Genomic DNA, 26,677 nt, shown 5'->3' with positions numbered 1-26,677 from the left:
TGAATTTTGAATGTTGAATGTTGAATGTTGAATGTTGAATTTTGAATTTTGAATTTTGAATGTTGAATGTTGAATTTTGAATGTTGAATGTTGAATATGGGGTCTATTAAAAATTAAAAATTAAAAAAAATGTTAACTAAAATATTAAATCTGGCTCTTCATAACAGATTGCTTATCCTGTTAGGAGCGGTGGTGCTAAGTGTGTTGGGTGTCTATTATGCAAAAACGATGAACGTGGATGTATTTCCGGACCTTACGGCACCCACGGTTACTATTCTCACCGAAGCCCACGGAATGGAATCGGAAGAAGTGGAAAAACTGGTCACATATCAGCTAGAAACTGCCTTAAACGGTTCGCCAAATGTAAGGCGTATTCGCTCATCGTCGGCAGCGGGAATTTCCATAGTTTGGGTTGAATTCGAATGGGGAACCGATATTTATCGGGCACGCCAAATTGTAAGTGAACGCATCCCAATGGTACGCGAAAACCTGCCTGAAGGTATAGGTGCACCCACGATGGCACCCATCTCATCCATTATGGGCGAGATAATGCTGTTGGGCGTGACTTCAGATAGTTTGTCACCAATGGAATTAAGAACACTTTCTGACTGGACCATTCGCCCACGCATCAAAGCCATTGGCGGCATTGCCAATGTGGTAGTCATAGGTGGAGACTACAAACAATACCAAGTATTTGCCAACCCTGAAAAGATGAAACATTACAACGTGAGTCTTTCTGAATTGGTAGAAAAAGTCAAGCAAGCCAATGTCAATGCACCGGGTGGCGTTGTCAATCAATACGGCAACCAATACATCATCAAAGGAAGCGGTCGGGCCTATGCTTTGGAAGATTTAGAGGAAGCAGTGGTAAAACAAATCAACGGGCAAACCATCAAAATAAAAGATGTCGCAACGGTGCAAATAGGTGCTTCAGACAAAATTGGTGATGGTTCTTTAAACGGGAAACCTTCCGTCATTTTAACCATTTCAAAGCAACCTGATGTCAACACCCTAAGGTTGACCGAACAATTGGATGAAGCCATTGCCGATTTACAAAACACCTTGCCAAAAGGGGTAGAAATCAAAAGTCACATCTTTAGGCAAGCAGACTTTATTGAAGCCTCTATCAGCAATCTCAATGAAACCCTTTTAGAAGGTGCATTTTTTGTAGTGGTTATCCTCTTTATTTTCCTGATGAATTGGCGTACAACCCTGATTTCCCTATTGGCAATTCCCATTTCATTATTGGTGTCCATCATTATTTTGAAATGGTTAGGATATACCATAAACACGATGAGCTTAGGTGGTATGGCCATCGCTATTGGTGCCTTGGTAGATGATGCCATTATCGATGTCGAAAATGTCTATAAACGCTTGCGCGAAAACAACCGCTTGCCAAAAGCCGAACAGCAATCAGTTATTACAGTGGTTAGAGATGCTTCGATTGAAATTCGTAGTTCCATTATCATAGCGACACTCATCATCATTGTATCTTTCGTGCCTTTATTCTTTTTAAGCGGTATGGAAGGCAGATTGCTGCAACCACTGGGTATTGCTTTTGTAACAGCAGTATTAACCTCTTTGATCGTGGCCATAACCGTAACACCCATTTTGTGTTCCTATTTACTGAACAATGAAAAACTACTTAACAAACAGGCCGAAGGCACCCAAGTAGAACGATGGCTTCAAAAACAGTATGCCGGTACCTTGGATAAAGCCGTTAAAATTCCAAAAACCATCATTGGCATTACCGTTCTTGTCTTTATTTTAAGTTTGGCGTTTGCAACCCAATTGGGAAGAAGCTTTTTACCTGAATTTAATGAAGGTTCGTTAGTTTTAAGCGTGGTGGGCCCACCGGGAATGTCGTTGGAAGAAAGCAACAAAACAGGAAAACAAGTAGAAACCTTGTTACTAGAAATGCCCGAAGTAGATGTGGTAACCCGCAGACAAGGCCGTGCAGAGTTAGACGAGCACGCCCAAGGGGTAAATGCCGCAGAAATTGATGTCCCTTTTACCCTGGAAGATACATCCAAAGAGGAATTTTTTGAAGAAGTACGCACAAAGTTAAGCATCGTTCCGGGAGTAAACATCACGCTGGGGCAACCCATAGCACACCGCATAGACCATATGTTGTCAGGTACACGTGCCAACATTGCCATTAAGATTTTTGGTTCAGATTTACAACGCTTGTTTGAATTGGGTAAACAAGTAGAGCAAAACATTCAATCCATTGACGGGCTGGCAGACGTTGCCGTTGATCAACAAATTGAAGTGCCTCAAATTCGCATTCAACCCAAACGCCAAATTTTGGCAGCCTATGGTATGACTGTAGGCGATTTGATGACACAAATAGACATTGCCTTTGCAGGTGAAGAAGTGGGTGAAATTTATGAAGGGCAACAGTATTTCGAATTGGTAGTTCGTTACGAAAAACCGTTTCGTGATAATATCGAAACCTTTAAAAACACACTCATTAGTTTACCCAATGGCGGACAAACCGTATTGGGTGAACTGGCAACCATCGCTTCTGTGAGCAGTCCAAACACCATAAGTCGGGAAGATGTTCAACGCAAAATTGTAGTGGCTGCCAATGTTCAGGGTAGAGATTTGCGCAGTGCCGTAAACGAAATTAAAGAAGTAATAAATAACACCATCAACCTGCCCGATGGATATCGCATACAATATGGCGGGCAGTTTGAAAGCGAATCCAAAGCATCACAACTCTTATTGATTACAGCTTTTTTGGCTATTGGCGTTATTTTCCTGTTGTTGTTTTACGAATTTAAAAACGTAAAACTGGCATTTATAGTCTTGATTAATTTACCGTTGGCCTTGATAGGTGGAATCTTGATAGTCTACTTTACTTCAGGAATTGTAAGCATTGCAGCAACCATTGGTTTTATCAGTTTATTTGGTATTGCCACCCGAAACGGTATACTGTTGGTGTCTCGGTATGAAGACTTAAGAAAAGAAGGCAAAAGCGGAATCAACCTCATTAAGTTAGGAGCATTAGACCGTTTAAACCCTATTTTAATGACCGCTTTCACCACAGGTTTGGCATTGATTCCGCTAGCTTTAAAAGGCGGACAACCCGGTAGTGAAATACAAAGCCCAATGGCTGTGGTTATCCTTGGCGGACTACTTTCAGCAACCATTTTGAATTTAATTGTGATTCCTTGTGTCTATCAATTAGCGACAAAAAATAATGATTAAAGTATATTTGGGCTGTTTCTGCAAGAAGCAGCTCAAATTATATTTAGCTATTGATATTCTTGCCATAAGTATTCAAGGTGCTAAAAAACTAAAGTTATAATTTCCCGGAATCAACATAAAATCATCATCATCTACTAAATTTTAAAAGTAGAAATAATAATAAAATATTGTCAAATTGGGTCAACGTTATTTAGGGATGTATAAAGCACCAAATTCCAAGTACCAAATTCCAAGTACCAAATTCCAAGTACCAAATTCCAAGTACCAAATTCCAAGCACCAAATTCCAAATCTGTCACCCTGAGCCTGCCGAAGGGCAAATCTGTCACCCTGAGCCTGCCGAAGGGCAAATCTGTCACCCTGAGCCTGCCTGCCCTGAGTTTATCGAAGGGTTCACTAATTACTAGTCACTAATCACTACTTACTTATTTGGTCAACCTATATCAGGGAAGTTCAGTTTTTTTTACAACACTCCCCCCCCTAATTACTAATCACTATTTACTAATCACTAATTCTATCTAGCCGGGAAACTCTCTGTCCCTTCTATTTTAGCGCTTAGTATTAAATGGAAAACTACTATATTTATGTTTAATAAATTAAACATTGTATAAACATACGAGCCGAGACCATTGTGCTTCAAATATGATTGAAAACCGCTGATGATAAAAATTAAGTTATTTACTGCCCTAGCTCTGTCGCTTTTTTTAAATACTTGTAGTGAACAAAAAAGCAAGATAGAGATAGAACAATCTATAAACTCAGAAAAAAAACCAGAAGAGCATAAGCAAAATCCTTACAACAATGAACGCTCTTTGTTTCATTCAGTTATTCATGATCAAATTAGTCAAGTTGTAAGGACCATTTTTCAAGACAGCAAAGGGATTATTTGGTTTGGAACACAAAACGGAGCATTTAAAGTTGTTGGGGACTCATTAATTCATATTGATAAAATCATTAGTGAGTCGGGAAAAGGTGTAACAATAAAAGAAATTACAGAAAGCAAGGATGGTAAAATATGGTTAGGACATTCAGATGGAATAAGCAGTATTGATGGAGATACTGTGAGAAATTATTATGAATCTGACGGATTAATTAGCAATGATGTGTGGTCTGTTGCTGCTGATAAAAATGGCAGGATCTGGATTGGAACTATAGCCGGTGTGTGTGTTTTGGATGGTCAGGAGTTCACAACATTTGAACTTCCCGAAGGACAAGCAGATGCTACCCGGGGTATTTCAAGTGCAAAAATGGTGCATAGTATATTTGAAGATAGTAATGGCACATTATGGTTTAGTTCAAATGCTGGTCTGTTTTCATACGCCAATCATTCACTTATAAATGTTTCTGAGAAAGCAGGAATTGAAACGAACTTTGTCAATGAAATATTCGAAGATAAACAGGGTGAATTATGGGTGTCAACAAAAAAAGGACTCTATCATTTAACAGAGAATAAGGCTGAAAATATAACAAAAGGGAACATTGAAACAGGAAAAGGGATAGGAAGTATAGCAGAAGACAAAGACGGCAATCTATGGTTTGTTTCCAATCAACACTATTTGTATACGTATGATGGCAATGAACTCATAGAATTCCAACCATCAGAAGATAATAAAGGCCCGGTAGTTTTTCAACTATTTAAAGACCAAGCCAACAGGCTTTGGTTCGTTGGATTTGGTGGTGCTTTTAGATTAGAAAACGGTATCTTTATGAATGTAACCAAGAATGGCCCTTGGTAAAAGAAATGCAAACGCACATCAATGGCTATACATAATGCGGGTAAAAATGCTGATATGAAAGCAATTAAATTAAACAAACTAACTGCTAAACGGAAAAAAAAGTACTTTAAAATCCTGCACTAGCCATAGTTGAGACCGTTGGCATGACATTTTTGAGACTTTTTACTTAAAACCACATTTAAAATAATGAAGAAAACTTTACTCTATTTTATTCCTCTGTTTTTTACACAAATAATGTTTAGTCAAGGTAGAGCCGATATTTGGTATTTTGGTGAACAAGTAGGAATAGACTTTTCAACTGGAGTTCCTTCAATTCTATTAAATAGCTCAATGGACGGATTTGAAGCTAGTGCATCTATTTCAGATTGTGCAGGAAATTTACTATTCTATACAAATGGAATAAATGTATGGGATTCTACTCATACTATCACTCCTAACGGAGAGGGCCTTTTAGGACATATCTCCACAAGTCAGATTCTTATAATTCCACAAACAGAAACTAATTATTTTATTATTTATTCTGATTTTGAAGGTGGCGTTAATGGGCTTCGGTATTCCGAATTTGATACAAATCTAAATGGAGGTTTAGGAGATATCAAATCAGCTACCAAAAACACCTTACTGCATAATAACGCTTCAGAAAGAATGGCAGCGACCTATAATGCTGATAAAACTGGAATTTGGTTGCTAACTATGAATATTTCTTCAACTTCATTTTATAATTATTTAATAACAAATACTGGAATATCTACTCCGGAAATAACACCAATAAATCATTCAATATTTGCCACCTGCTGTGAACTAATGAAATTTTCACCTGATGGAAATTGGCTGGCATACACTAATAGTAATTCTAGTAGCGGAGGCGACTCTAAATTATTTACGTTTAATAACCTAACCGGAGAACTATTTTTTCATTCTACTCTTCCTCGCAATACAGCTACAAATGAAACCCAATACGGCATTTCTTTTTCTCCTAATAGTTCAAAGTTATACATATCAACTTTATATAATATACAAACAGATGGAGCATTTAATAGACTGTATCAATATAATTTAGAAAGTACAGATATACCTCAATCCCAATTTACTGTTTTCACCGAAACTTTTCCAGGTTCAGGAGCTGTTACAAATCCATTTGGGAGTTTACAAATAGCTCCTGATGGTAAAATTTATCTTGCAAGATGGAATGAAGCATTTTTAGGTGTTATTAACAATCCCAATCTATTGGGTCAAAACTGTGATTTCATTTTGGATGGATTATCATTGAATGGACAAGATTCTCGATTAGGTTTGCCTAACTATATTGACAATTATTTCAATGAATTTGACACCTATGATTTTTGTCAACCATTAAACATTAAAGAGTATGATGAGGATTCTTTTGAAATATATCCAAATCCAGTTTCTGATTATTTATTTATTAATTTAAACAAAGCTTTTGAGAACCTGAACATTGAAGTCTTAAACACATTAGGTCAAGAGATTATGAAGTTTAACTATTCAAATACAACTAAGCTTAAACTAAATCTTAATAAACTACCAAAAGGATTGTACTTTCTTAAGTTAAACACTAATGGTGGCTCTATAATTGAAAAGATACTAAAAAAATAAACGATTTGCCAACACCGCCCATAAACAATTGCTAGTTAAAGCCTACTCACGAAAATCCTCTCGGATTTTCCTCAGGTCTGGGTTTTGTTTGCTACATTAGTTGCTCAAACCACGCCACAGCTCATAGCCGTGAACCGTTAGCTGTAACCTAAACAAACCAAAAACCAATAGGGAAGCATATGAAATTAATCTTACCAAAATATTTTACACTTGTAGGCTTGATATGTATTTTGTCTTCTTGTAATGGACAGGTCAAGCAAAAGAAAATTGAAGATAATATAACGACAGGAAAAATAGAAAACCCAAATGGAAATGTTTATTGCGGTTTTTTAGATAAAGACGACAATCTTTGGTTTGGAACTACCAACGATGGTGTTTATAAATTTGACGGTTCAAATTTTGTTCATTTTACAGAAAAAGACGGGCTTTCTAACAATAAAATATCTTGTATTTATCAAGTTGATAATGGCGATTTATGGTTTGGAACAGCAAACGGAATTTCCATTTTTAATGGAACAAAGTTTACGCACTTAAAAATTCCAGAATATAAAATCTCAACCGATTGGCTTAAAAAATCATATCCGATGGTCAATCCAAATGAAGTACAATCTATTGTTCAAGATAAAAATGGAATGTATTGGATAGGAACAAATGGTGCCGGAGCATATCGTTACGATGGCAAATCATTCACGAACCACTTATCAGAAATTGGCGATACTATGCCTGATCGACTTTATCACAACGTTATTCAAAGAATTACAGAAGATAATTACGGAAACTTATGGTTCGCCTCAATGTCTCACGGTGGAGTTCACAAATTTGACGGAAAAACCTTTACTCAATATATGCCGAAAGATGGATTAAGTGACGACCAAGTAAGAACAATTATTGTTGACAGTAAGGGAATTATTTGGTTTGGTTTCAATGGTAATAGAGAAAGTGGCCTGACATCCTTTAACGGTAATTCATTTCAAACCTTTACAGAGAAAGACGGACTTTGCACCAAAAATGTCAGAGCAATTTATGAAGACACCCAAGGTAATTTATGGGTTGGTGGAATGCAAGGATTTTGTATCTATAACGGAAAGGAATTTACTCGATTTGTTGATGATAAAAATGTTACTTACGAACGGATAGTCTTTATAGTCGGAGATAAAGAAGACAACATTTGGTTTGGTGGAACAAATGGATTTTGGAAATATGACGGAGAAGTAGTTACTGATATGACAAGAAGGAATAAATAAAAGGCAACAGCTAATAATGTATATAAAAACTATGCTTAACACAGTCTCAAATCGAAATTTCCTGCTCGCTTGCTTAGCGGATTGTCCTGCGGACAATCAAGCTTGCTAGCAAGCACTGTTTTTATACGGGACGTAGGCAATTAAAAAGAAAAGATTATGTCTAAAATTTTTAGAATAGCATCAGCCCAACTAACCCCTGTTTTTCTGGACAAAGAAAGAACAATAGAAAAAGCATGTAATGCAATTTTGGAAGCTGGAGAAAAGGAAGCCAAGCTGATCGTATTCCCCGAAGCTTTCATTTCAGGTTATCCTGATTGGGTATGGTTAATCCCAAACAGTAAAGGAGCAGAGTTAAATGAATTATATGTGAAATTAGTGGATAATGCTATTTCTGTTCCGGATGATTCAACAAAAAAACTCTGTCATGCAGCAAGACAAGCAGGAATAAGTGTTGTTATGGGAATGCATGAACGGAATTCAGAAACAAGTGGAACAAGTTTATTTAATAGCCTGCTCTTCATTAATCAGGAAGGTGTAATAACAGGAAAACACCGTAAACTAATACCCACAGGTGGAGAACGTCTTATCTGGGCACAAGGAGATGGCTCAACGTTTCATTCTTACGATACGACTGCAGGTAAAGTAGCCGGTTTGATCTGCTGGGAAAACTACATGCCGTTAGCAAGAAATGCTGTTTATGAAACTGGTGCACAGATTCTGGCTGCACCAACATGGGATAAAAGTCCAAATTGGTTACAATCAATGCAACACATTGCTCGTGAAGGAGGCCTTTTTGTAATCAGCACTTGCATGGCGCTTCGAATGGACGATATCCCGAAAGAATATAATTTCAAAACTCTTTATCCCGAAGGAAGAGAATGGGTCAATACTGGAAATAGCTGTATCATTGATCCAAAAGGTCAAATTATTGCAGGTCCACTAGAAGCTGAAGAAGGCATTCTATACGCAGAAATAGACTTAAACACGATTACGGAAGCTAAACGAATGTTCGATGTTGTGGGACACTATTCTCGACCAGATGTTTTTAATTTTTCAATAAAACCAACTAAATAAATATACGATGTCTAATTCAAACAACCGTGCTAACGCACTCGCTGATCGTCTAATTTTAGGGGCTATGAAACTTGCCAAATTCGCAGAAGGATTATCAGATTCAGAATGGGATACACCTGTTTTAGGAGATGGTAGATCCATCGGTGTCGTTGTTCATCATGTAGCAAGCGTCTACCCTGTAGAAGTTGAGTTAGCGAAAATTCTTGGCAAAGGAAACCCAATTACAGAAGTTACCAAAGAAGCAATTGATAAAATGAATGCTGAACATGCCACTGAAAACGAACAGGCTGACAGACAGAAAACATTGGATTTACTGAGAACCAATAGTGAAAATGCTGCCAATGCAATAAGGGAATTTACGGATGAGGAATTAGATAATTCTGCTCCAGTATCATTGTATCATGATGCTCCTTTAACTGCTCAGTTTTTTATTGAGGATCATGCTCTTCGACACAGTTTTCATCACTTAGGCAAAATTAAAGCATCTCTATAATAAAAAAATGCCTATAATCGAGTAGACGGCTTCGCCCCTAAATAGGAACAGAGTGTCCTTCGCTCCCGGGCGATTGCATCGCGTGTTATGTATTGTATTCACGGGCGTCTCTTCTCTATTTTCTTTATTCTCTTATCTATTAAAAGGGGTTTTAACATTTTTTTATATATTTGGTGGTGCCGGTCAACTTGATAACAACACAACCGGTATTATCCCCACAATTAAAAAACATTTATATATACCCTTAAATAGGTGTATATCAGCTATTAAAAAATTGACTTGAATTAATATGTCAGTAATAAGTACCCTGTTATTTCTTATATACTAATGTTACCCACAAGCGGAAAAAAACGACCGTCAACATTAAACCTTATCGACTGCGACTTTATAAGTTGGGTCTTCTATGACATTGACATCAATGATTCTATCGGCATTTTGGAGTAACTTTTGACAGTCAGTACTCAAATGACGCAAATGGACTTTTTTCCCGACTTTTAAATAGCGTTCTGTTATTTTGTTTAGTGCTTCTATTGCTGACATATCAACAACCCGACTTTCTTTAAAATCAATGATAACTTCATCAGGGTCGTTTAGAATATCAAACTTTTCATTAAACGCAGTTACAGAACCGAAAAATAATGGACCGTATATTTCATAATGTTTTATTCCGTGCTCATCAACGGACTTTCTTGCACGAATACGCTTCGCATTATCCCAAGCAAAAACTAAAGCTGCAATAATAACACCGACAATAACTGCTAAAGCCAAATTGTGCAGGACTACAGTAACCAGCGTAACAACAACCATAACGAAGATGTCGGATTTTGGCATTTTATTAAAAGTTTTTATACTTGCCCATTCAAAAGTTCCTATTGCCACCATCATCATCAATCCCGTTAAAGCTGCCATCGGTAGTTGTTCAATCAAACCTGCTCCAAACATTACGAAAATTAATAGTGCCACAGCAGCAACAATTCCAGAAAGCCTCGCTCTTGCACCGGAAGAAATATTGATTAGACTTTGACCCAACATAGCACAACCACCCATTCCAGAGAAAACACCTGATAAGATATTTGCAGCACCTTGAGCAACGGCTTCCTTGTTTCCTCTTCCACGAGTTTCTGTAATTTCATCAATAATATTCAATGTTAACAAACTTTCAATTAAACCAACACCAGCCATAATTGCAGCATAAGGAAATATTAATGCCAAGGTTTCAAAATTTAACGGCACATTAGGAATATGAAAGGGTGGAAAACCACCTTGGATTGAAGCAATATCGCCAACAGTTTTTGTGTCAATTCCAAAAGCAACAACAATTCCAAAAACGGCTAAAATTGCGATTAAGGATGCAGGTATTGCTTTTGTTAGTTTAGGTAACCCCCATATAATCAACATTGTTAAAACTACTAAACCAAGAATAGTGTATAAAGCTTGACCTGATAGCCAATTTCCAGATGAATCTTTAAATTGGTCAAGCTGTGACATAAATATGATAATAGCCAAACCATTAACAAATCCGAAAATAACAGGATGTGGCACTAATCGCATCAATTTTCCTAACCTTAAGAATCCAGCTAACATTTGAATAATACCTGCCAAAACAACTGTGGCAAAAATATATTCAGGACCGTGAGAAATTGCCAAAGCGACAATGACAACAGCAACTGCACCAGTAGCACCTGATATCATTCCAGGTCGACCACCTAAAATAGATGTAACCAAACCTACTACAAATGCTGCATAAAGACCTGTCAATGGAGACAAGCCCGCAATTAAGGCAAAAGCTACAGCTTCAGGTATAAGAGCTAGAGCAACTGTAAGACCTGATAAGACTTCTGTTTTATAATCTACTTTTTGTTTAAAATCGAATAAGTTTAAATATTTCTTCATAATTTTTCTGTTACAAATGGACATCCATTTGTTTAAATGTGTTTGTATTAAAATTGACTATTGAGACTGTTCTAAAGAGAACAAGGAATTGATTGAATACAGCAATTCAGGGCGGAGTTACCGCAGGCAGGAGAAAATTATATGCTATATTTGTACTCGTCATTTTTTGAAGTTGCAAAAGTAATAAAAAATCTGACTTAAAAAAAGAAAAAAGCCAGTGGGTAACAATGTATATAAAAAATAGGCGAAACAATAGTAAAATCAAAGGTTTTGGCTCGTATCAAACTTTGTGCTTAACTGAAAGTTTAGTGCTTCGAAATCGCCTACTTTTCATATACTAAACGTTGGGCTTCATACTGACAAAAAATGGAACTGAATCATATTTTTTGTACATTTGATTAAAAGAATTTTTATAATGGATATTCGAACAACAAAACTTGAACTGCTCAAAACGATTTTGGAGACTGAAAATACTGATTTCATCCAGAAGGTAGCTGACTTTGTAAAAAAAGAGAAAGTTGATTTTTGGGACGAATTGACTTTGCCAGAGCAATCTGAAATAAAGCAAGGCATTGAGGAATTGGATAAAGGCAAAAGGGTTTCCTACGAGTCATTCCTAAAGAAAATTTCTTAATGAAAGTATTCTTATCCGAACTTGCTGAATCAAAACTTCTAAAGCTATCCCAATATTTACTAGAAGAGTGGAACTTAAAAACTCGTGACAAGTTTCTTTCTAAACTAAATGATAAAACAAATATCAAATCAACCTGATAGTTGTCCAAAATCATCGGAATTTAATAATCTTTACAAATGTGTTGTAACAAAGCAAACGACATTTTTCTACAGAATAATAGCCGAACGAAAAGAAATAGAAATAATTACAATCTTTGACACAAGACAAAATCCTGACAAGTTAAAAAAGGACATTAATTAAAAAGTACGAAAGCCCAATCGAGTAGACGGCTTCGCCCCTAAATAGGAACAGAGTGTCCTTCGCTCCCGAGCGATTGCATCGCGTGTTATGTATTGTATTCACGGGCGTGGTCTCTTCTCTATTTTCTTTATTCTCTTATCTATTAAAAGGGGTTTTAACATTTTTTTATATATTTGGTGGTGCCGGTCAACTTGACATCAATATAACCGGCAATATCCCCACTAAATAAAATACTATTTGTATATACGCCTTTATGGGTGTATATCATCTATAAAATGGTATTGTTGAATTAAACAGAAATGGAATATATCAACAATAAGAAACTGATGTTCTTATAAACTAATGTTGTGCTTCATTTTGACGCAACCTTTTCGAGTTTTTTTCATCTTCACGTAAAAAAACAAAACAGTATGAAAAATCATTTGTCCATTACTATTATGATATTTTTGTTTGTGAGTTGTGATCCTGTATCTGATATGGAGGCAAATATTGAAAACCTGACCACTCAAGAACTTAAAATTGATTTTATTTCATTCGATGAATCTTTAAACAAATCACTTCAGATTCAACCAAATGAATCTGCACTTTTTCAAGAGGTCTTCGATGTTGGCAATACCTTCTTGCAACCATCACTGACAGACTATGATTCTGTAGTTGTTCGAAATTCTTCCCAAGCGATTCTGAAAATTTATAAAGAGAATAGTCCTGGAAAGAACATCTACAATGTCAATGATGATTGGATTGGTAGTGAACCTATGAAAAGAGTATTTAAGTACAAATATGAAATAAAAACTAAAGATATTGAGTAAGCATCATTTGTATATAACATTTTAATAACAGAGAATTCACAAGTAATACCAGTTTAAATTTTATTTTTATTATAAAAATAAGTGCTATGAAAAAACATCTTTTTTTACTAATGTTATTTCCATGTTTAACGGCTTTTCAATGTGAAAGCGACGATCCAGCAACATTTGACATTCTTGACACCGGGGGTTTAGAAGAGAGAAAATAGAGAAGAGAAAAGAGACAAAATGAAGTTTTGAAGTTAGAAGTACAAAGATTTTTTATGACTTACCTTCAATTTTTAGCCGGATTTTATACCCCAGCAACAGTCTGTTTTTAGTTAAAGCGATAAAAAAACCCATCATTACGACGGGTTTTTTTCTCAAGTTTTAAGTTTGTTATTCTCTCACCTGTATATTGCCTCCTAATATCTCATAGCTCGGGACATCAAAATCGTTGGCACAGTTGTAGGTTGCAGGATTTGTTCCCAAGTACGCTACTGATATTTGATCAGGATCTGCATTGGCGCCTTCCCCGTTATCAAATACTTCAAACCAGATAAGTCCTCCTTCATTTGAGGGAAACTGGTTATCCCGGGTGATAACACCCGACAAAATAGCATGATTTTCGTTGACTGATAAGCAGTCAATATCAAAACTTGCATTTCGGACACCACCAATATGGGTAAGGATACCGCTACCATCTACGCTTCCGTTCGGTTTTACCCTAGCCTGGAAAGTAAAATGCCGAAAACCCTCCCCGCTAATCGGGGTGTCTTCGAGAACTAAAGTTCCCTGACCACTGGCCATGGTCATTGTTGCGGAAGACTTGATTACCAAACTTTCACTTTGGACATCTATATCCTCTTTTTGACAGCCGGAAAACACGACCATAAAACCTGTTGCTAAAGCCAGAAGGCCAAGCCTGCTCAAAATACTCATCACTTTTTTCATAATAAAACAAAATTTAGAATTGGTTAATAAAAATATAACTGGTTAATAAATCCGTATATATAAAAGAACTTACCCGCTTCGGGAAGCTACAGTATAGGTGGATGAGTTTTGAGGAGTAGGCTAGAAAAAACAGAATGATGAAAAATAACCCAACATCACTCTGTCATTCTTTATTAAAAATAGGGAAAATTAAAAAAGGGTGTTCAAGTTTTCGTCCAATGTTGAGAAAAAAGGGATAAAGTGTCGCTCACCCTTGGTTTAGAAGAGAGAAAATAGAGAAGAGAAAAGAGACAAAATGAAGTTAGAAGTTAGAAGTACAAAGATTTTTTATGACTTACCGCTTACTGCCTAAAGCTTAGAGCTTACAGCTAATTTATTGACTTAGGACGGGGTCTTAGAATAGAGAAAATAGAGAAGAGAAAAGAGACTAATAAAAATAGTATTAAGTATAAAGTATTAAGTATTAAGACATAGGACTGCAGGACGTAAGACGTAGGACGGGGGTATAGAATAGAGAAAATAGAGAAGAGAAAAGAGACAGAATGAAGTTAGAAGTACAAAGCTTTGTTTATGCTTATAGCCTACTGCCTAAAGCTTAGAGCTAATTTATTGACTTAGGACAGCAGGACTTAGGACGTAAGACGGGGTTTAGAATAGAGAAAAGAGAAAAGAGAGAAGAGAAAAGAGACAAAATGAAGTTAGAAGTACAAAGCTTTGTTTATGCTTATAGCATACTGCCTAAAGCTTAGAGCTTACAGCTAATTTATTGACTTAGGACTGCAGGACTCCTGCCATCGGGAGGGTTGAAAGGCGTTTTTAATTTATTTTCAATATCCTCTAAATATATTTTGTCCATAGGGTTTGAATAGGTGTCAAACATTCTTCTTTTACCAATATAAAGCTCCTTTGCTTTTTTTAGACAAGCTAGGGACTCATTTTTGTTTCCCAGCTTTTGATGCGTTAACGCTAAATAATATTGATTTTCAGCCAATTCATTATAGTGCGTTTGTTTCTTGAACGTCTCTATGGCTTTTTCAAATTTTCCGGTTTCTAAATAGAGCACCCCAAGATGTACATAGTCATAAGCTCCAACAAAATTCTCTTCTTCGTTGAGTTTGATTTGTTTTTCTATGATTTCTATGGCTTTGTCTTTTTCTCCAATTGCTTTATAACATAAGCCTTTAGCAATATTCAAATGATAGGTTCCATTTTGAGACTGCCCTATATCGTAGTCTACTAAACGATCCAGCTTTTCAATGTCTCTGATTGCGCCTTTGTAATCTCTAAAAAATTGATAGCGACACCAACCTCTATACCCCAGGTGTTCTTTTGGATTGTATTGAACGGCCTGATCGATGAGTCTTTTCCAGGTCACAAAATCCCCGCTTTTTAAATAAGCAATAGATTTTGCAAAATATGCGTGGTCAAAAGTGGGGTCAATTTCTAATGATTCATCCAAAGCTATTTGGTATTCTTTACTGAATTGATAGTGCCCTGCCGCTTCTTTTGCTTTGTTGCACGCTTTGTATTTTAAGGTATCTCCATAATATTTGTAAGCCTCGCAATTTTGTGTGAAAGCCATAGAAGATGATAAAAACACTGCTAGTATGAAAATATGCTTCATCAAGGTAAAATTTCTATTAATTGTCCGTCTGCTATTTTGAAAATTAAATACATATAATAATCAACAACTGTTTCATTTATTTTAAGGACTTCCCAATTTTCAAACCCTTTCGTGATGTTTAAAAGTTGAGAAACGATTGCTTGATCAAATTCAGTTTCCTGATAGGTGTCATCTGATTGTAAAACCCTGAACCTGCCGGCTGTTCCCTCACAGTTTACAACAAACCGTATTCGAATGAATCCGTTTTCATTGTTGCCTGTTATGGGGTTGTATTTTGAGTGGAAGGTGTGTACGATTTTTGATTTTTCTCCATGATAAACCGGCCCTTCTCCTATATTAAAATACTGAAAAATATTGTCATCTCCATTACAAATTTTAAACTCCGGTGGGTCGATTTGATCATTTTGCTCAATGTCTCCAACCCAACGCAAATAGTCGCCTTTTTCGCCGGATTTTTTTTCTGTTTGACAGCTATAAAGCATTGAAATGAGTATTGATATGTTTAAAAGCGATTTTCTCATAGGTTTTGTTCAAATGGCTTACAACGGTAAATTGGTCAAGTAGTGGCTGTTTGAATGGTACTTTCCTGTCAAAGCGCTACTCAACTTGAGCAGGGCACTCATCTTGATAGTAACTACATCAACTGCCATATATTTTATAAAAATTAGCCTCAGTTATTTTCTTTTAAGTGCTTCGATTCTTTTTTTGTAGAAATCATTGCCATTTAATTCAAAAGCTTTCGTTACATATTTAATGGCATTAGGGTAGTCACCTTGTGCTTCATAATAGTCGGCCATAGAGTCATAAGCATTTGCGCTTTCAGGATAATACTCCATCGCAAGTTCAAAGTACATTTTCGCCTTTGCCGGTTGTTGCATATCCATATTCATATAACCTGACATATTTAAAAGTTCTTCAGGGTAAGGTGGTTCAAAATATCCAAAGTGTTCTTTGAGCTTCTCTTCTCTGTATTTGATTATGCTCAAAAGCTCTTCTTTTGGGGTGTCAAATGAATTTATTTGATCTGTGTTTTCCATTTGATACCATTCAAAAAGTGAAATTAAACCGTCCATCATAGATGGAAAAGGAATTGTGCCATGGAGATCTTTGGGGTAAAATTTCCATTCAAAAGTCAAACCGTTTTTAGCATTTTGCTTTACCGTGTTTGAAAAGGCAATGTTTGAACGGGCGAACAAGGTAAAATCTGAAGTGTCTTGCATTACATTGTCAATCGTTATTTGAGAGTTCTGCATGTGCAATTGCCCACTTAATGAGATAAATAAAGCCTTGTTTTCATAAGTACGGGTAGCAAATAATTCTTGTGCGTCTTTTAATAGTTTTTGGTCATCCCAGTCCAGACTTGGGTCAATGGCTAAATAATTCGCAAATAAACCGGGTTGATGGATTAACGTGGAAATAGTAAACAAGCCTCCATAAGAATGACCGATTAAGGTTCTATAATTAGTAATCGGGTACTTTTTTTCAATAAAAGGGATCAGTTCTGTTTCGATAAATTTTCTAAAATGATGAGCTTCCCCATTTTTTTCATTAAAAGGCATCCCATAATTAGTGGTTATGGTTGAAGTGGTTAAGTCTCTTAGCCTGTTTTTATCATTAGAGATGCCCACCAGTACCATTTCGGGCATAAAACCGCCACTATAATATGAATGCACATCGCTAAGTGTTGGAAGAAATAGCTCTCCATCTAAAATAAAAACTACAGGATATTTTTGATTTTTCTCAGGGTTATAGCTGTCGGGTAATTGAATATAGATCTTTCTTGACTCGTTCAGTATGTTGGAATAGAGACTATCCAAAACACCAACTTATTGTAAAAACTGTTGCTTTTGGTGTTCCTGTGCTGTTACAAATTGTTGAAACAACATAATAAACCCTATTGCCAAGACTATCTTTAATCTATTGGTCATTGTAGTGTCTTTAATCATTCTTATTTTAGTTTTCATAGTGGAACCTAAGGTTAAGTATATGAAAAGTAGGAGATTTCGAAGCACAAACCTAGTTGTTTGCGTGAATATTCAATCTGGTTACAAACCCAAACATCACTACTCCCCTGCTCATTTTTAGTAAGATACACTGTAAGTGGTCGTATTTAATTTTCTATTTCAATTCCCAGTTGGCGATTGTACTCCTCGGTTGGGAAATGTCCCTGGGATTTTAAGATGCGGTTGTTGTCACCCATTTGCCATAGCTCATATCCACTTACTTCTACTTTGTTGCCTGTGCCTGCAGGGCCGGAATGTGTGGCCGTTAGTGTCCAATGAAATTCAGTTCCCGTTGGTTTAGTTACAAGACTGTCATACCTCACTACCATATCAGGAAGGTCGCGCATGAAGCCTTGTGCCACTTCTGCAATTTGTGCTCTTCCCTCTGCAGGTTTGCTTTCGTTCACTTGCAATACTCCATTTTCTTCAAAGAACATAGCAACAAACTCGGGACGCACGCCGCTCCAGACTTGTGCATAGCTTCTGGCGAAAGTTTCCATATTGAGTTTTTTTTCGTCATCGGGCAATGCAGTAGAGGTAAACGTAACATTAAAAATCTTCCAGTCGCCCTCCTCTTTGATAAGCGTAAAAAAGTCAACATTGTTTCTTCGCGGAACCCCATAACTGTGCAATATGGCATCGGCTTCTACAAATGCGAGTTGTCCCTTACTGATTTTAATGTCCCAATCTCTTACCGGTTCAAAATAGGGTTTCAACTCATTGTTGCTGCTTTTTTCAAAGTATTCTGCAATGGTTATTGTAGAAGTTTTCCACGCTCCGTCAATGAGTCTGATGCTTCCAACGTTTGCTTTATCCAAAATCATAGCATCCATGGCATCGAGGTCATAATTGCCCGCTACTATCAGGAAATGCTCAATCATAGCTTTTACATCTGCTTGGTCTTGCGTCCATTGTTGCTCTTTTGTAGAAGAAGCAATGGTTTCGGTTTTTCCTTCTTGCGCTACTTTTTTGTTTGATGCTTCATCACAACCAAAAGCAAGGATGATTAAGGTGAATGCGATGACTGATGTTCTTATACTAATTGCTCTTTCCATTTTGAATGTACTTTCAATAATTAAATCTAAGTTGTTTACATATCCTATAAGTGACATAAACAATAGGATATTTAAAAAATAAAGGAGTCATCATCCCAATCATAACAACGACCCAGGGGCTTCCTCAAATATAAATCTTTTTTTAACAAACCATCCAAACAAATATAAATCAGGTCAATGAATCCATTTTATGGATTTCTTTGTTTTGTGAAAATTACAATCAGCAAGCACCACACGAGGCCACAGGCCGAACTGAGCGTTAGCTAAAATCCAAAATAAGAAAAAAGAAAATAGAGAAGAGAAAAGAGACAAATGAAGTTAGAAGTACAAAGGTTTGTTTATGACTTATAGCCTACTGCCTAAAGCTTAGAGCTAATTATTGACTTAGGACAACAGGACTTAAGACGTAGGACAAAAAATTCCAAATTATAAGCACCCAACCTACAGTAAACTTATGGTTGGCGAGGCAAAATCCAAAGGAAATTCCAAAAACTCAAGCACCACACGAGGCCACAGGCCGAACTGAGCGTTAGCTAAAATCCAAAATAAGAAAAAAGAAAATAGAGAAGAGAAAAGAGACAAAATGAAGTTAGAAGTACAAAGGTTTGTTTATGACTTATAGCATACTGCCTAAAGCTTAGAGCTAATTATTGACTTAGGACAACAGGACTTAAGACGTAGGACAAAAAATTCCAAATTATAAGCACCCAACCTACAGTAAACTTTCTGCCTTGCTCCGCCAAAAGGCGGATTCAGGGCGCCTACGCTATTCACCCTCTCCGCCTCAGGCGGATTCGGAGGATAAAAAGCTTCTGCGACAGCGTGCGACGAAGCGGTTGGCGAGGCAAAATCCAAAGGAAATTCCAAAAACTCAAGCACCACACGAGGCCACAGGCCGAACTGAGCGTTAGCTATATTCCAAAATAAGAAATAAGAAAAAAGAAAATAGAGGAGAGAAAAAAGACAAAATGAAGTTAGATGTTAGAAGTACAAAGACTCAAACGATAGTGAAAAGATGAAGCAATTGAGTTAGCCTTCAGTATACAGCTATTGGCATTTAGCACCTCCATATCAGAGGCTTTTTCGACTCCTTTTAGAGCTTGTCCCATGCTTGTCACTGGAGTTGGGGAAAAACGAAAAAAAATCTATTGCTTCTCTATAAAATACTTGCTTTTCGTTTCCGAATTTCTTCCGTTTTTATATTTGACGTAAGAAAAACCTTTTTGGATACAGTAGGAACCAACCTCCCCGGCTTTGTTCAAAGCGATAAAGGCTACCTGAAATTCCTTATAATTCACATTGTTTTTGACGATTCGCATCAGGGCGGTTTCGCAGGCATCCTGCGGTGACTTGCCCTGTCGCATCAGTTCCACGATCAGGAAACTTCCCACACTTTTCATGATGGCTTCCCCCATTCCGGTGGCAACGGCTCCGCCTATCGCATTGTCCACAAAAAGCCCGGAACCCACTATAGGTGAATCACCCACACGGCCGTTCATTTTGTAAGAGAGGCCTGAGCTGGTGCAAGCTCCCGAAATATCCCCTTTTTTATCCATACACAGCATTCCTATAGTATCGTGATTCTCAATGTTAATGAGGGGTTTGTATTCTTTATTCTCGAGCCATTTCAGATACGCTTCTTTGGAATCTTCTGTTAGAAGTTCTTCTTTATCAAATCCCTGTTCTTGTGCAAATTTATCTGCACCCTGACCTACCAGCATTACGTGAGGGGTTTCCTCCATCACTTTACGGGCCACGGATACTGCGTGGGTATTATTCTTTAAATATGCGACCGCTCCTGCGTCGCCCTTAGAGGACATGATACAGGCATCTAAAGTAACGTTCCCTTCCCTGTCCGGTCTTCCGCCTTTTCCCACAGTCGTATTCTTCAACCTGGCTTCTTCCACCATCACACCCTGCTCAACGGCATCCAGGGCTGAGGCTCCTTTTTCCAGCATTTCCCCCGCTTTGATAGTGGCTTTGGGAAAATTCCAGGTGGCTATACTTATAGGTGTCGATTTCTTCATGAGCTGAGGGTTTATGGTGGATTTCATCCCAAAAACCGGAGAAACTGCTACCAGCCCCAGTCCTCTATGGCTGGTATTTCTGATAAATTTTCGCCTTTGTATGGTTTCAGGGTCTTATTTGTAAACGCTAAAATAGTAATAAGAATTGAAGGAGGGTATTTAAAATTATTAGTTATGGGGGTTAAAGCTAGCTTTTCGGCTTAGCGACCCTGCCTACCGGTAGGTAGATTTGCGAGAAACCTGCACTGCTGCTTAGAGCTTATAGCTAATTGTTGTCTCGCTGCAAGCATTTAACAACGCGTCCTTAAATTAGACTATATTTGTGCAACATTGATACCACTCCTGTATTGGGTCACAACTTAGGGGTGCTATGAAACGACTGTTAACATCTGTTTTATGAGGCTATTTTTATTGCTTGCGTGTATTGTTTTAGTTACGGCTTGTGCTGATAAGTATGACGCTTATACAAACACCCCGGAATACATCACCAAAGCATCGGGGCTGGATTCAGCTTACTATAAAGCCTATGACGAAACCTTAAAATTATGGAAGGTCTCTTATGAAGAATTGTATATCCCCACTTCAAACGGTACCGCACACGTCATTGTAAGTGGCCCTAAAAATGCAACACCGCTGGTATTGCTGCACGGAATGAATGCCAGTTCAACAATGTGGTACCCCAATATGGCGTCCCTCATTAAAAACCATCGTGTGTTTGCCATTGATTTTATTTTGGAACCGGGAAAATCATTTTTGAATAACGATATCGAAAGCATAGAAAACGTAACCGATTGGTATGAGGAAGTACTTGCTGTATTGGAAGTAGACAGCTTTCATTTGATGGGTGCCTCCCGGGGCGGCTGGATGGCTGTGCATTTTGCATTAAACAATCAGAACAAGGTAAAAAGCCTGGTATTATTAAGTCCGGCTCAAACGTTTATGTGGATCAGACCCAGTGTGGGTTTATTTAAAAATATTGCCTCCCTGTTTTCTTCAAAGGATCAACAGCTCACACAAAGCCTGGAAAGTTTATCCAGTAATCCCGCTAATATCAGCGAAGTTTACATAAAACAATATCAATTGGGTTTAGAAAAAAATTCTGACAACAAATTTGTAAGCAGTATGCAACCCTTTTCTAATAAAGAACTAATGTCCTTACAAATGCCTGTGTTGGTTCTAATAGGCGATGATGATCTCATCAATGAACAAAAAACCGTTGAAATTGCAAATAAGTTACCAAACGGAAAGGGTGAGGTGATACAAAATGCAGGTCATTTTCTATCCATTGATCAGGCAGCGACAGTAAATGAAAAAGTAGTGACCTTTTTAAACAAACATGCCTCCAATCAATAAGGGTTCACAAGCACGGCCACGCTAGACGTACAGTATTGCGTAGTGAGAAATTGGTCGTTGCATACACCTTATCGCTAAGCTTCCATTTAAAACCCAATAAATACGCTTTGTTAAGTTTTAGGTTTTTTTACGACCAAGGGGTTTGAACCCCTCCAAAAACAGCAACACTATGAAACAGTTCTTTTTATTCATCTTTTTAATTGCAAGTACAATGACCACAACGGCTCAAATTCCTGAAAATGCAGAAGCGATATGTCCCATACTGGTGGGACAACAAATCCCGGAGGTCAACCTGCTCAATTTGAACAACCAATCGGTTGAACTTATGGACCTGGTTAAGGAAAAACCCACAGTGCTTGTGGTCTATCGCGGGGGCTGGTGCCCCTTTTGCAGCACCCATCTGGCAGCACTGAACGAAGTGGAAAAGGACATCCAACTACTGGGTTACCAACTGATAGCCATCAGTCCCGATGAAGTGGTGGACTTAATTAGTCCTGATACCGATGAGCAAGTGAGTTACCGGTTGTTTTCAGACCCACAGTCGCAATTTATCAAACAAATAGGTGTCGCTTTTAAAACCCCTGAAACGCTTTCAGGATATATTGCTTCCAAAAACCCCCAGGGGCGTATCTCTGAAGTAATGCCGGTGCCCACACTACTGGTCATCAATACCCAAGGTGAAGTGGAGTTTACCTATATCAACCCCAATTACAAACAACGCATCAGCGGTGCGCTGCTTTTGGCTGTTTTAAACTCTTTAAAAAAATAGTCTGGAATTAGGAATAGTAGTGCATGTCGAGCAAAAAGTATTAAAATTTTTGTTGCTCACAGCTTGCAGCCAAAACCATAAAAAAAGGGAGCCTCTCCCCAAAGGACTCCCCTTTTTTAATCCAGATTAAGTGTCTGCATTGATAATGCTTTTAAAAACCCTTGGATGATTGGTTTAATCAAAAATCAATAGTTCCCTGGAGGTTTTTTCTTAATCTAGTTTAAGCTTGTTATATAAATAAAGGTGTTTCGTTTTCTGATTCAAAAATCATCTCTTCAGAAATAAGCTTTGGGTTTTTGTCTTTAAAAACTTTTAACTGTTTGTTCCAATTACTGATGATTCTGTTATTTACATTGAATCTCTTTCTTTTTCCCTTTTCCTTACTCTTGCTGTCCATCGCCTTCTTGAATTTAAACTGTACTTTTTTGCATTGATACAAAGATGGCTTTTCTACATTATTTGAGTGTTACGGAATTATGAAAAAATCATACATATTTATGGGGTTTTCGGGTTTGAGGGGGTTTCGGGGTTGCGGGGGTGCGGGTTTGCGGGGGTGCAGTGCTCCCAGAAAATAGTTACTAGGAGTTAATAAAGTTCACCCATCATTATTTACCTGTCACCAGTCATCCAGTTTAGTGGGTGAGCCGGTAGAAGCAATAACGAATCGCCGTTGTAATGTCAGGACTATTTTATTTTTTGTGCAAAATGTCCTTCTTTTTTTAACATTATGAAAGTCCAAGCACCTCCTAAAAAGTCAATTACGGAGATTATTACTATGCTTGGAGACACCCATTTCAGGAATACAAACGCTGTAAAGAAAAAAATGATGGTGAATCTTATAAAAGCAGTTGCCTTCATGATCACAACAAGCTCATATTTAGCTGCCAGGAAATAGTACACGGAAATAGCCATTAATAAAATCCCCGCAAGTCTAACCCAAACTTCAGTAGTAGGCTCGATACCCAAGGAATTCAGTAGCAGATTAGGGACACATAAAAGCAATAGTCCGTTAAGTGCTAAATAGAGACCATATATGAAAACACTTTTAGCTGATTTACTCATATCTTATCCTAATTTAAGATTTATGAATGCCAACCTAGAGATAACTGTTATAATTTGATTTCTATGGCTGATATACAAGCTAGTTCGCATTTATAAAAATGTTGTTCACCCTAAAAAATCTTGGAAACACTTCAAATATACCTTATTTTAACTATATATAAATCAGTGTATTGAAAAAATATAGGTGATTTTTCAAATTCTGTGCAGCTCCTCTACTCAAAAAAATAATTCATCAACTCCATTATTGGATTCATGCGATTCCTCACTACGCATCGAAATGAAGTAAGCGAAAGAGAATGTACCCACCTATCACTCCAATCACCAAAGAATGACACCCCTCATTGTTTTACACTCCAATTCAAAGTATCTTTATGTTTTAAACCAGCATCATGAACTACAACATTACAGCCACAGCGGGCAAAGAAACCAACGGGCACATCGACATCCGGGAAACCCAAATTCACTTTGGCACAGAAGCCGGAAGCCCTCAGTTGGCCAATCCGGCAGAGGTGTTCCTCAGTGCTTTTGCCGCCTGTATGCTAAAAAATGTTGCCCGTTTCTCAGATATGATGCATTTCAATTATGATCAAGCCACTGTGGAAGTCACCGCCACCCGCGAAGAAAAACCACCGCGCATTGAGCAACTCACTTATACCCTTACCCTCCAAAGCAATGACCCCAAACTCAACACAGACTTGCTAAAGAAAAACCTACAAAAATTCGGCACGATTTACAACACTGTTGCCAAAAGTTGCCGCGTGGAGGGCACGGTAAAGTTGGTTTAAGAAATAAACAACTAATAAATGTATGACTGTCAGCTCATATACTCAATAACTAAGTGATGTATCCATATACTTTTTTCAATCCTCCTACTCTTTTAGGGAAAGGGAGGTTTAGACGGATTTTTCAAAAAGTCTCACATCTCCCAACTCGGTACATCTTGCTTTGTGCCTCTGCAAACATCATCCTTCGCTGTAGGTTTCGGAGGTTGAAAAGCTACCACAGGCAGGCTTGGAGTGACAGCTGTTTGCAACTAAAACGTTTCTAAAATATCCAAAACCTCCTTTTTATAACTCCTGCTGATTGACAAGGCTTTGTTATTGATAATGATTTCTTCATGGGTAAAAGAGGTGATGTGTTTCAAGGCAATAATAAAGGAGCGATGAATCCTTAAAAACTTTTTTGCAGGCAATTTTGCTTCAATGGCACTAATGGTTTCACGGGTAACGATGGTGTCATCGGCTAAATGAATTTTAAGATAATCGCCATAGCTTTCAATATAGAGGATCGCATCAAAATCAATCTTGATCATTTTCCGGTCGGCCCTCACAAACATAAACCCCTGCTCCTGCACTGTTGTTAGTTCGTTATTAGAAACACCCGCATAGATTTCCTGATACATAGTAACGGCTTTTAAGATGCGCTCAAACGAAATGGGTTTGAGCAAATAGTCTACCGCCTGCAACTCAAATCCTTCCACGGCATACTCCCTGTAAGCGGTCGTAAAGATAATCTTGATGTTTTTATTGATGGATTTGGCAAAGGAAATCCCTGATATATCGGGCATATTGATATCCAGAAACACCAAATCGATGGTGTGTTCGCGCAAGCAGTTTAACGCATCCATCGCATTGCTATAGCTTCCCATAAGGGTAACACCCGGTATTTTGGCCAGATGTGTCTCGATGATTTCCCTGGCAATGGATTCATCATCAACAATGATGCAGCTTATGGAATTATCTTGTGGCACTATACATTCAGGTTTAAGGTTAAAGCAACTTTGAACTTCTCGTGTGTATCGTCAATAGCTAAAGTGTATTGGTTACAATATACTAAATCCAGACGCTTTTGAATATTTTCCAGGCCAATGCCTTTTTGAGGACTGTTCGCCCGGGAATGGGTATTCTCAATATTAAAACAAAGGATTTTGTTTTCGCAGCGTATATGCATGCTTACATGGAGCTTACCCTTTTTGATGACACCATGCTTGAAACTGTTTTCAACAAATGGCAACAATAACATGGGGGCTATTCTTAAATCATCCGGGATGTTTTGGGAGGTAAAGGAAATGCTCAAGGTATCGTGAAAGCGCATTTTCTCTAACGCAATATAATCGTGGATATGGTTGAGTTCTTCTTGTAAGGAAACAAAAGGCTTGTCTGCCTGATACAGTAAATAATCCAACAGGTTTGAAAGTTTTAGGATCATTTCGGGGGTTTCATCGGCTTTTTTTAAAGCAAAACCATAGATGGTATTCAAGGTATTGAACAGAAAATGCGGGTGGATTTGCATTTTTAAGTAGTTTAACTCCTGCTCCTTTAGTTTGAGTTGGGTTTCTATAATTTGATGTTCCAGTCTCTTGGTTTCTTCAGTATGTTTCAGGTTGAGTTGTAACAGCTTAAAAGCGCTTACCAGGAGCACCACCAGATACACTGAAACCGCTACAAACACCATATTCCTGCTGATGGGAGCCATATTGGAATATTCAAAACCGGAGAGATACACCAGTCCGAAAAAAACCGATATGACAATTAAATAGCTCGAAATAATCAATGTGTATAAAGAATACAAGCCAAAAAGAAAATACCGTTTGGTCATCAAATATTCCGGGATGAGCTTGTAAATAGAGACATAGGTAGTCGCAATGGTGATAGGCATTAAAAAGAGGGAGAAGGATAGAACGTAATTAAAATCACTGCTGTCCACACCAAAAAAATAGGTATAAAACAACAATACCCCACACCAAAAAACGGTATGCAGCAGGAGTTGCCCTAGTTTCTTTCCTATGAATTTTACCATCATAAAGGATCCCTTCTTACAATAGTACTGCTTTTTTTACACCCAT

23 protein-coding genes are annotated in these 26,677 nt (G+C 37.6%); 11 read left to right on the top strand and 12 right to left on the bottom strand.

The window, feature by feature from the left end; translation table 11 throughout:
- Nucleotides 1-129 precede the first annotated feature (129 nt).
- The 6 genes from IEV69_RS10340 (at nucleotide 130) to IEV69_RS10315 (ending at nucleotide 9,373) form a co-directional block, all read left to right on the top strand.
- On the top strand, nucleotides 130-3,213 hold the full coding sequence (locus tag IEV69_RS10340; protein ID WP_188442171.1) for an efflux RND transporter permease subunit: 3,084 nt from the start codon (nucleotides 130-132) through the stop codon (nucleotides 3,211-3,213).
- A 658-nt stretch (nucleotides 3,214-3,871) separates the two neighbouring features.
- Nucleotides 3,872-4,948, top strand: a complete 1,077-nt coding sequence (locus tag IEV69_RS10335) for a ligand-binding sensor domain-containing protein (protein ID WP_188442169.1) — start codon at nucleotides 3,872-3,874, stop codon at nucleotides 4,946-4,948.
- 186 nt (nucleotides 4,949-5,134) lie between these two features.
- Entirely contained in the window at nucleotides 5,135-6,562 is a 1,428-nt protein-coding gene (locus IEV69_RS10330) for a T9SS type A sorting domain-containing protein (RefSeq protein ID WP_188442167.1), read from the top strand.
- A 179-nt stretch (nucleotides 6,563-6,741) separates the two neighbouring features.
- Entirely contained in the window at nucleotides 6,742-7,806 is a 1,065-nt protein-coding gene (locus tag IEV69_RS10325; protein ID WP_188442165.1) for a ligand-binding sensor domain-containing protein, read from the top strand.
- A gap of 156 nt (nucleotides 7,807-7,962) precedes the next feature.
- Nucleotides 7,963-8,880 carry a carbon-nitrogen hydrolase family protein gene (locus tag IEV69_RS10320; protein WP_188442163.1) on the top strand — a complete coding sequence of 306 codons (918 nt, stop codon included), beginning with the start codon at nucleotides 7,963-7,965 and terminating at the stop codon, nucleotides 8,878-8,880.
- A gap of 7 nt (nucleotides 8,881-8,887) precedes the next feature.
- Nucleotides 8,888-9,373 carry a DinB family protein gene (locus IEV69_RS10315; protein WP_188442161.1) on the top strand — a complete coding sequence of 162 codons (486 nt, stop codon included), beginning with the start codon at nucleotides 8,888-8,890 and terminating at the stop codon, nucleotides 9,371-9,373.
- Between the two features lie 363 nt (nucleotides 9,374-9,736).
- Here IEV69_RS10315 and IEV69_RS10310 read toward each other — a convergent pair whose 3' ends face one another.
- The gene (locus tag IEV69_RS10310; RefSeq protein WP_188442159.1) at nucleotides 9,737-11,266 is read right to left on the bottom strand and encodes a SulP family inorganic anion transporter; all 1,530 of its coding nucleotides are present in this window, start codon (nucleotides 11,264-11,266) and stop codon (nucleotides 9,737-9,739) included.
- Between the two features lie 415 nt (nucleotides 11,267-11,681).
- Between IEV69_RS10310 and IEV69_RS10305 the strand changes: the two genes are divergently transcribed.
- Complete coding sequence (locus tag IEV69_RS10305) at nucleotides 11,682-11,900, top strand: hypothetical protein (RefSeq protein WP_188442157.1); 219 nt, start codon at nucleotides 11,682-11,684, stop codon at nucleotides 11,898-11,900.
- A gap of 710 nt (nucleotides 11,901-12,610) precedes the next feature.
- A complete protein-coding gene (locus IEV69_RS10300; protein WP_188442155.1) occupies nucleotides 12,611-13,009 on the top strand; it encodes a hypothetical protein in 399 nt (132 codons plus the stop codon).
- 375 nt (nucleotides 13,010-13,384) lie between these two features.
- Here the strand turns inward: IEV69_RS10300 and IEV69_RS10295 are convergent, their stop codons facing one another.
- The 7 genes from IEV69_RS10295 to IEV69_RS10270 all read right to left on the bottom strand — a co-directional run bounded on the left by IEV69_RS10295 (nucleotide 13,385) and on the right by IEV69_RS10270 (nucleotide 20,750).
- A complete protein-coding gene (locus IEV69_RS10295) occupies nucleotides 13,385-13,918 on the bottom strand; it encodes a hypothetical protein (RefSeq protein WP_188442153.1) in 534 nt (177 codons plus the stop codon).
- A 784-nt stretch (nucleotides 13,919-14,702) separates the two neighbouring features.
- Nucleotides 14,703-15,563, bottom strand: coding sequence for a tetratricopeptide repeat protein (locus IEV69_RS10290; protein WP_188442151.1), 861 nt, complete (start codon nucleotides 15,561-15,563; stop codon nucleotides 14,703-14,705).
- The gene (locus tag IEV69_RS10285) at nucleotides 15,563-16,084 is read right to left on the bottom strand and encodes a hypothetical protein (protein ID WP_188442149.1); all 522 of its coding nucleotides are present in this window, start codon (nucleotides 16,082-16,084) and stop codon (nucleotides 15,563-15,565) included. Before IEV69_RS10285 ends, IEV69_RS10290 begins: the two co-directional genes overlap by 1 nt.
- A 153-nt stretch (nucleotides 16,085-16,237) precedes the next feature.
- Complete coding sequence (locus tag IEV69_RS10280) at nucleotides 16,238-17,380, bottom strand: alpha/beta hydrolase-fold protein (RefSeq protein WP_229741428.1); 1,143 nt, start codon at nucleotides 17,378-17,380, stop codon at nucleotides 16,238-16,240.
- Between the two features lie 9 nt (nucleotides 17,381-17,389).
- Complete coding sequence (locus IEV69_RS13905; RefSeq protein ID WP_229741427.1) at nucleotides 17,390-17,527, bottom strand: hypothetical protein; 138 nt, start codon at nucleotides 17,525-17,527, stop codon at nucleotides 17,390-17,392.
- 146 nt (nucleotides 17,528-17,673) lie between these two features.
- On the bottom strand, nucleotides 17,674-18,678 hold the full coding sequence (locus IEV69_RS10275; protein ID WP_188442147.1) for an ester cyclase: 1,005 nt from the start codon (nucleotides 18,676-18,678) through the stop codon (nucleotides 17,674-17,676).
- 1,088 nt (nucleotides 18,679-19,766) lie between these two features.
- The gene (locus IEV69_RS10270) at nucleotides 19,767-20,750 is read right to left on the bottom strand and encodes a glycosylasparaginase (RefSeq protein WP_188442346.1); all 984 of its coding nucleotides are present in this window, start codon (nucleotides 20,748-20,750) and stop codon (nucleotides 19,767-19,769) included.
- A 294-nt stretch (nucleotides 20,751-21,044) separates the two neighbouring features.
- On the opposite strand from IEV69_RS10270, the gene IEV69_RS10265 reads away from it, so the two are divergent.
- Together IEV69_RS10265 and IEV69_RS10260 are read left to right on the top strand one after the other, a co-directional pair.
- Nucleotides 21,045-22,001 carry an alpha/beta fold hydrolase gene (locus IEV69_RS10265; protein ID WP_188442145.1) on the top strand — a complete coding sequence of 319 codons (957 nt, stop codon included), beginning with the start codon at nucleotides 21,045-21,047 and terminating at the stop codon, nucleotides 21,999-22,001.
- A 169-nt stretch (nucleotides 22,002-22,170) separates the two neighbouring features.
- Nucleotides 22,171-22,770, top strand: coding sequence for a peroxiredoxin-like family protein (locus IEV69_RS10260; RefSeq protein WP_188442143.1), 600 nt, complete (start codon nucleotides 22,171-22,173; stop codon nucleotides 22,768-22,770).
- Between the two features lie 229 nt (nucleotides 22,771-22,999).
- On the opposite strand, the gene IEV69_RS10255 is transcribed toward IEV69_RS10260, so the two are convergent.
- A complete protein-coding gene (locus IEV69_RS10255; RefSeq protein WP_188442141.1) occupies nucleotides 23,000-23,167 on the bottom strand; it encodes a hypothetical protein in 168 nt (55 codons plus the stop codon).
- 287 nt (nucleotides 23,168-23,454) lie between these two features.
- Nucleotides 23,455-23,832 carry a hypothetical protein gene (locus IEV69_RS10250; RefSeq protein ID WP_188442139.1) on the bottom strand — a complete coding sequence of 126 codons (378 nt, stop codon included), beginning with the start codon at nucleotides 23,830-23,832 and terminating at the stop codon, nucleotides 23,455-23,457.
- A gap of 389 nt (nucleotides 23,833-24,221) precedes the next feature.
- Here IEV69_RS10250 and IEV69_RS10245 point away from each other — a divergent pair, with 389 nt between their 5' ends.
- Nucleotides 24,222-24,617, top strand: a complete 396-nt coding sequence (locus IEV69_RS10245; RefSeq protein ID WP_188442137.1) for an OsmC family protein — start codon at nucleotides 24,222-24,224, stop codon at nucleotides 24,615-24,617.
- A gap of 248 nt (nucleotides 24,618-24,865) precedes the next feature.
- Here IEV69_RS10245 and IEV69_RS10240 read toward each other — a convergent pair whose 3' ends face one another.
- Both IEV69_RS10240 and IEV69_RS10235 read right to left on the bottom strand, forming a co-directional pair.
- Nucleotides 24,866-25,582 (bottom strand): LytR/AlgR family response regulator transcription factor, encoded by a 717-nt coding sequence (locus tag IEV69_RS10240; RefSeq protein ID WP_229741426.1) that lies wholly within the window; start codon nucleotides 25,580-25,582, stop codon nucleotides 24,866-24,868.
- Nucleotides 25,582-26,634 carry a sensor histidine kinase gene (locus tag IEV69_RS10235; RefSeq protein ID WP_188442136.1) on the bottom strand — a complete coding sequence of 351 codons (1,053 nt, stop codon included), beginning with the start codon at nucleotides 26,632-26,634 and terminating at the stop codon, nucleotides 25,582-25,584. Before IEV69_RS10235 ends, IEV69_RS10240 begins: the two co-directional genes overlap by 1 nt.
- Nucleotides 26,635-26,677: the final 43 nt, after the last annotated feature.

This window comes from Planktosalinus lacus, assembly GCF_014640155.1.
Taxonomy (GTDB): domain Bacteria; phylum Bacteroidota; class Bacteroidia; order Flavobacteriales; family Flavobacteriaceae; genus Planktosalinus; species Planktosalinus lacus.
Note: the sequence above shows the minus strand (reverse complement) of the source record. Positions and strands in the feature narration are given on the sequence as shown.

What these genes read in the sequence shown, in the direction of transcription:
- IEV69_RS10340 (WP_188442171.1), top strand. Translation starts at nt 130, where the DNA reads ATGTTAACTAAAATATTAAATCTGGCTCTTCATAACAGATTGCTTATC.
- IEV69_RS10335 (WP_188442169.1), top strand. Translation starts at nt 3,872, where the DNA reads ATGATAAAAATTAAGTTATTTACTGCCCTAGCTCTGTCGCTTTTTTTA.
- IEV69_RS10330 (WP_188442167.1), top strand. Translation starts at nt 5,135, where the DNA reads ATGAAGAAAACTTTACTCTATTTTATTCCTCTGTTTTTTACACAAATA.
- IEV69_RS10325 (WP_188442165.1), top strand. Translation starts at nt 6,742, where the DNA reads ATGAAATTAATCTTACCAAAATATTTTACACTTGTAGGCTTGATATGT.
- IEV69_RS10320 (WP_188442163.1), top strand. Translation starts at nt 7,963, where the DNA reads ATGTCTAAAATTTTTAGAATAGCATCAGCCCAACTAACCCCTGTTTTT.
- IEV69_RS10315 (WP_188442161.1), top strand. Translation starts at nt 8,888, where the DNA reads ATGTCTAATTCAAACAACCGTGCTAACGCACTCGCTGATCGTCTAATT.
- IEV69_RS10310 (WP_188442159.1), bottom strand. Translation starts at nt 11,266, where the DNA reads ATGAAGAAATATTTAAACTTATTCGATTTTAAACAAAAAGTAGATTAT.
- IEV69_RS10305 (WP_188442157.1), top strand. Translation starts at nt 11,682, where the DNA reads ATGGATATTCGAACAACAAAACTTGAACTGCTCAAAACGATTTTGGAG.
- IEV69_RS10300 (WP_188442155.1), top strand. Translation starts at nt 12,611, where the DNA reads ATGAAAAATCATTTGTCCATTACTATTATGATATTTTTGTTTGTGAGT.
- IEV69_RS10290 (WP_188442151.1), bottom strand. Translation starts at nt 15,563, where the DNA reads ATGAAGCATATTTTCATACTAGCAGTGTTTTTATCATCTTCTATGGCT.
- IEV69_RS10285 (WP_188442149.1), bottom strand. Translation starts at nt 16,084, where the DNA reads ATGAGAAAATCGCTTTTAAACATATCAATACTCATTTCAATGCTTTAT.
- IEV69_RS13905 (WP_229741427.1), bottom strand. Translation starts at nt 17,527, where the DNA reads ATGAAAACTAAAATAAGAATGATTAAAGACACTACAATGACCAATAGA.
- IEV69_RS10275 (WP_188442147.1), bottom strand. Translation starts at nt 18,678, where the DNA reads ATGTCACTTATAGGATATGTAAACAACTTAGATTTAATTATTGAAAGT.
- IEV69_RS10265 (WP_188442145.1), top strand. Translation starts at nt 21,045, where the DNA reads ATGAGGCTATTTTTATTGCTTGCGTGTATTGTTTTAGTTACGGCTTGT.
- IEV69_RS10260 (WP_188442143.1), top strand. Translation starts at nt 22,171, where the DNA reads ATGAAACAGTTCTTTTTATTCATCTTTTTAATTGCAAGTACAATGACC.
- IEV69_RS10255 (WP_188442141.1), bottom strand. Translation starts at nt 23,167, where the DNA reads ATGGACAGCAAGAGTAAGGAAAAGGGAAAAAGAAAGAGATTCAATGTA.
- IEV69_RS10250 (WP_188442139.1), bottom strand. Translation starts at nt 23,832, where the DNA reads ATGAGTAAATCAGCTAAAAGTGTTTTCATATATGGTCTCTATTTAGCA.
- IEV69_RS10245 (WP_188442137.1), top strand. Translation starts at nt 24,222, where the DNA reads ATGAACTACAACATTACAGCCACAGCGGGCAAAGAAACCAACGGGCAC.
- IEV69_RS10235 (WP_188442136.1), bottom strand. Translation starts at nt 26,634, where the DNA reads ATGATGGTAAAATTCATAGGAAAGAAACTAGGGCAACTCCTGCTGCAT.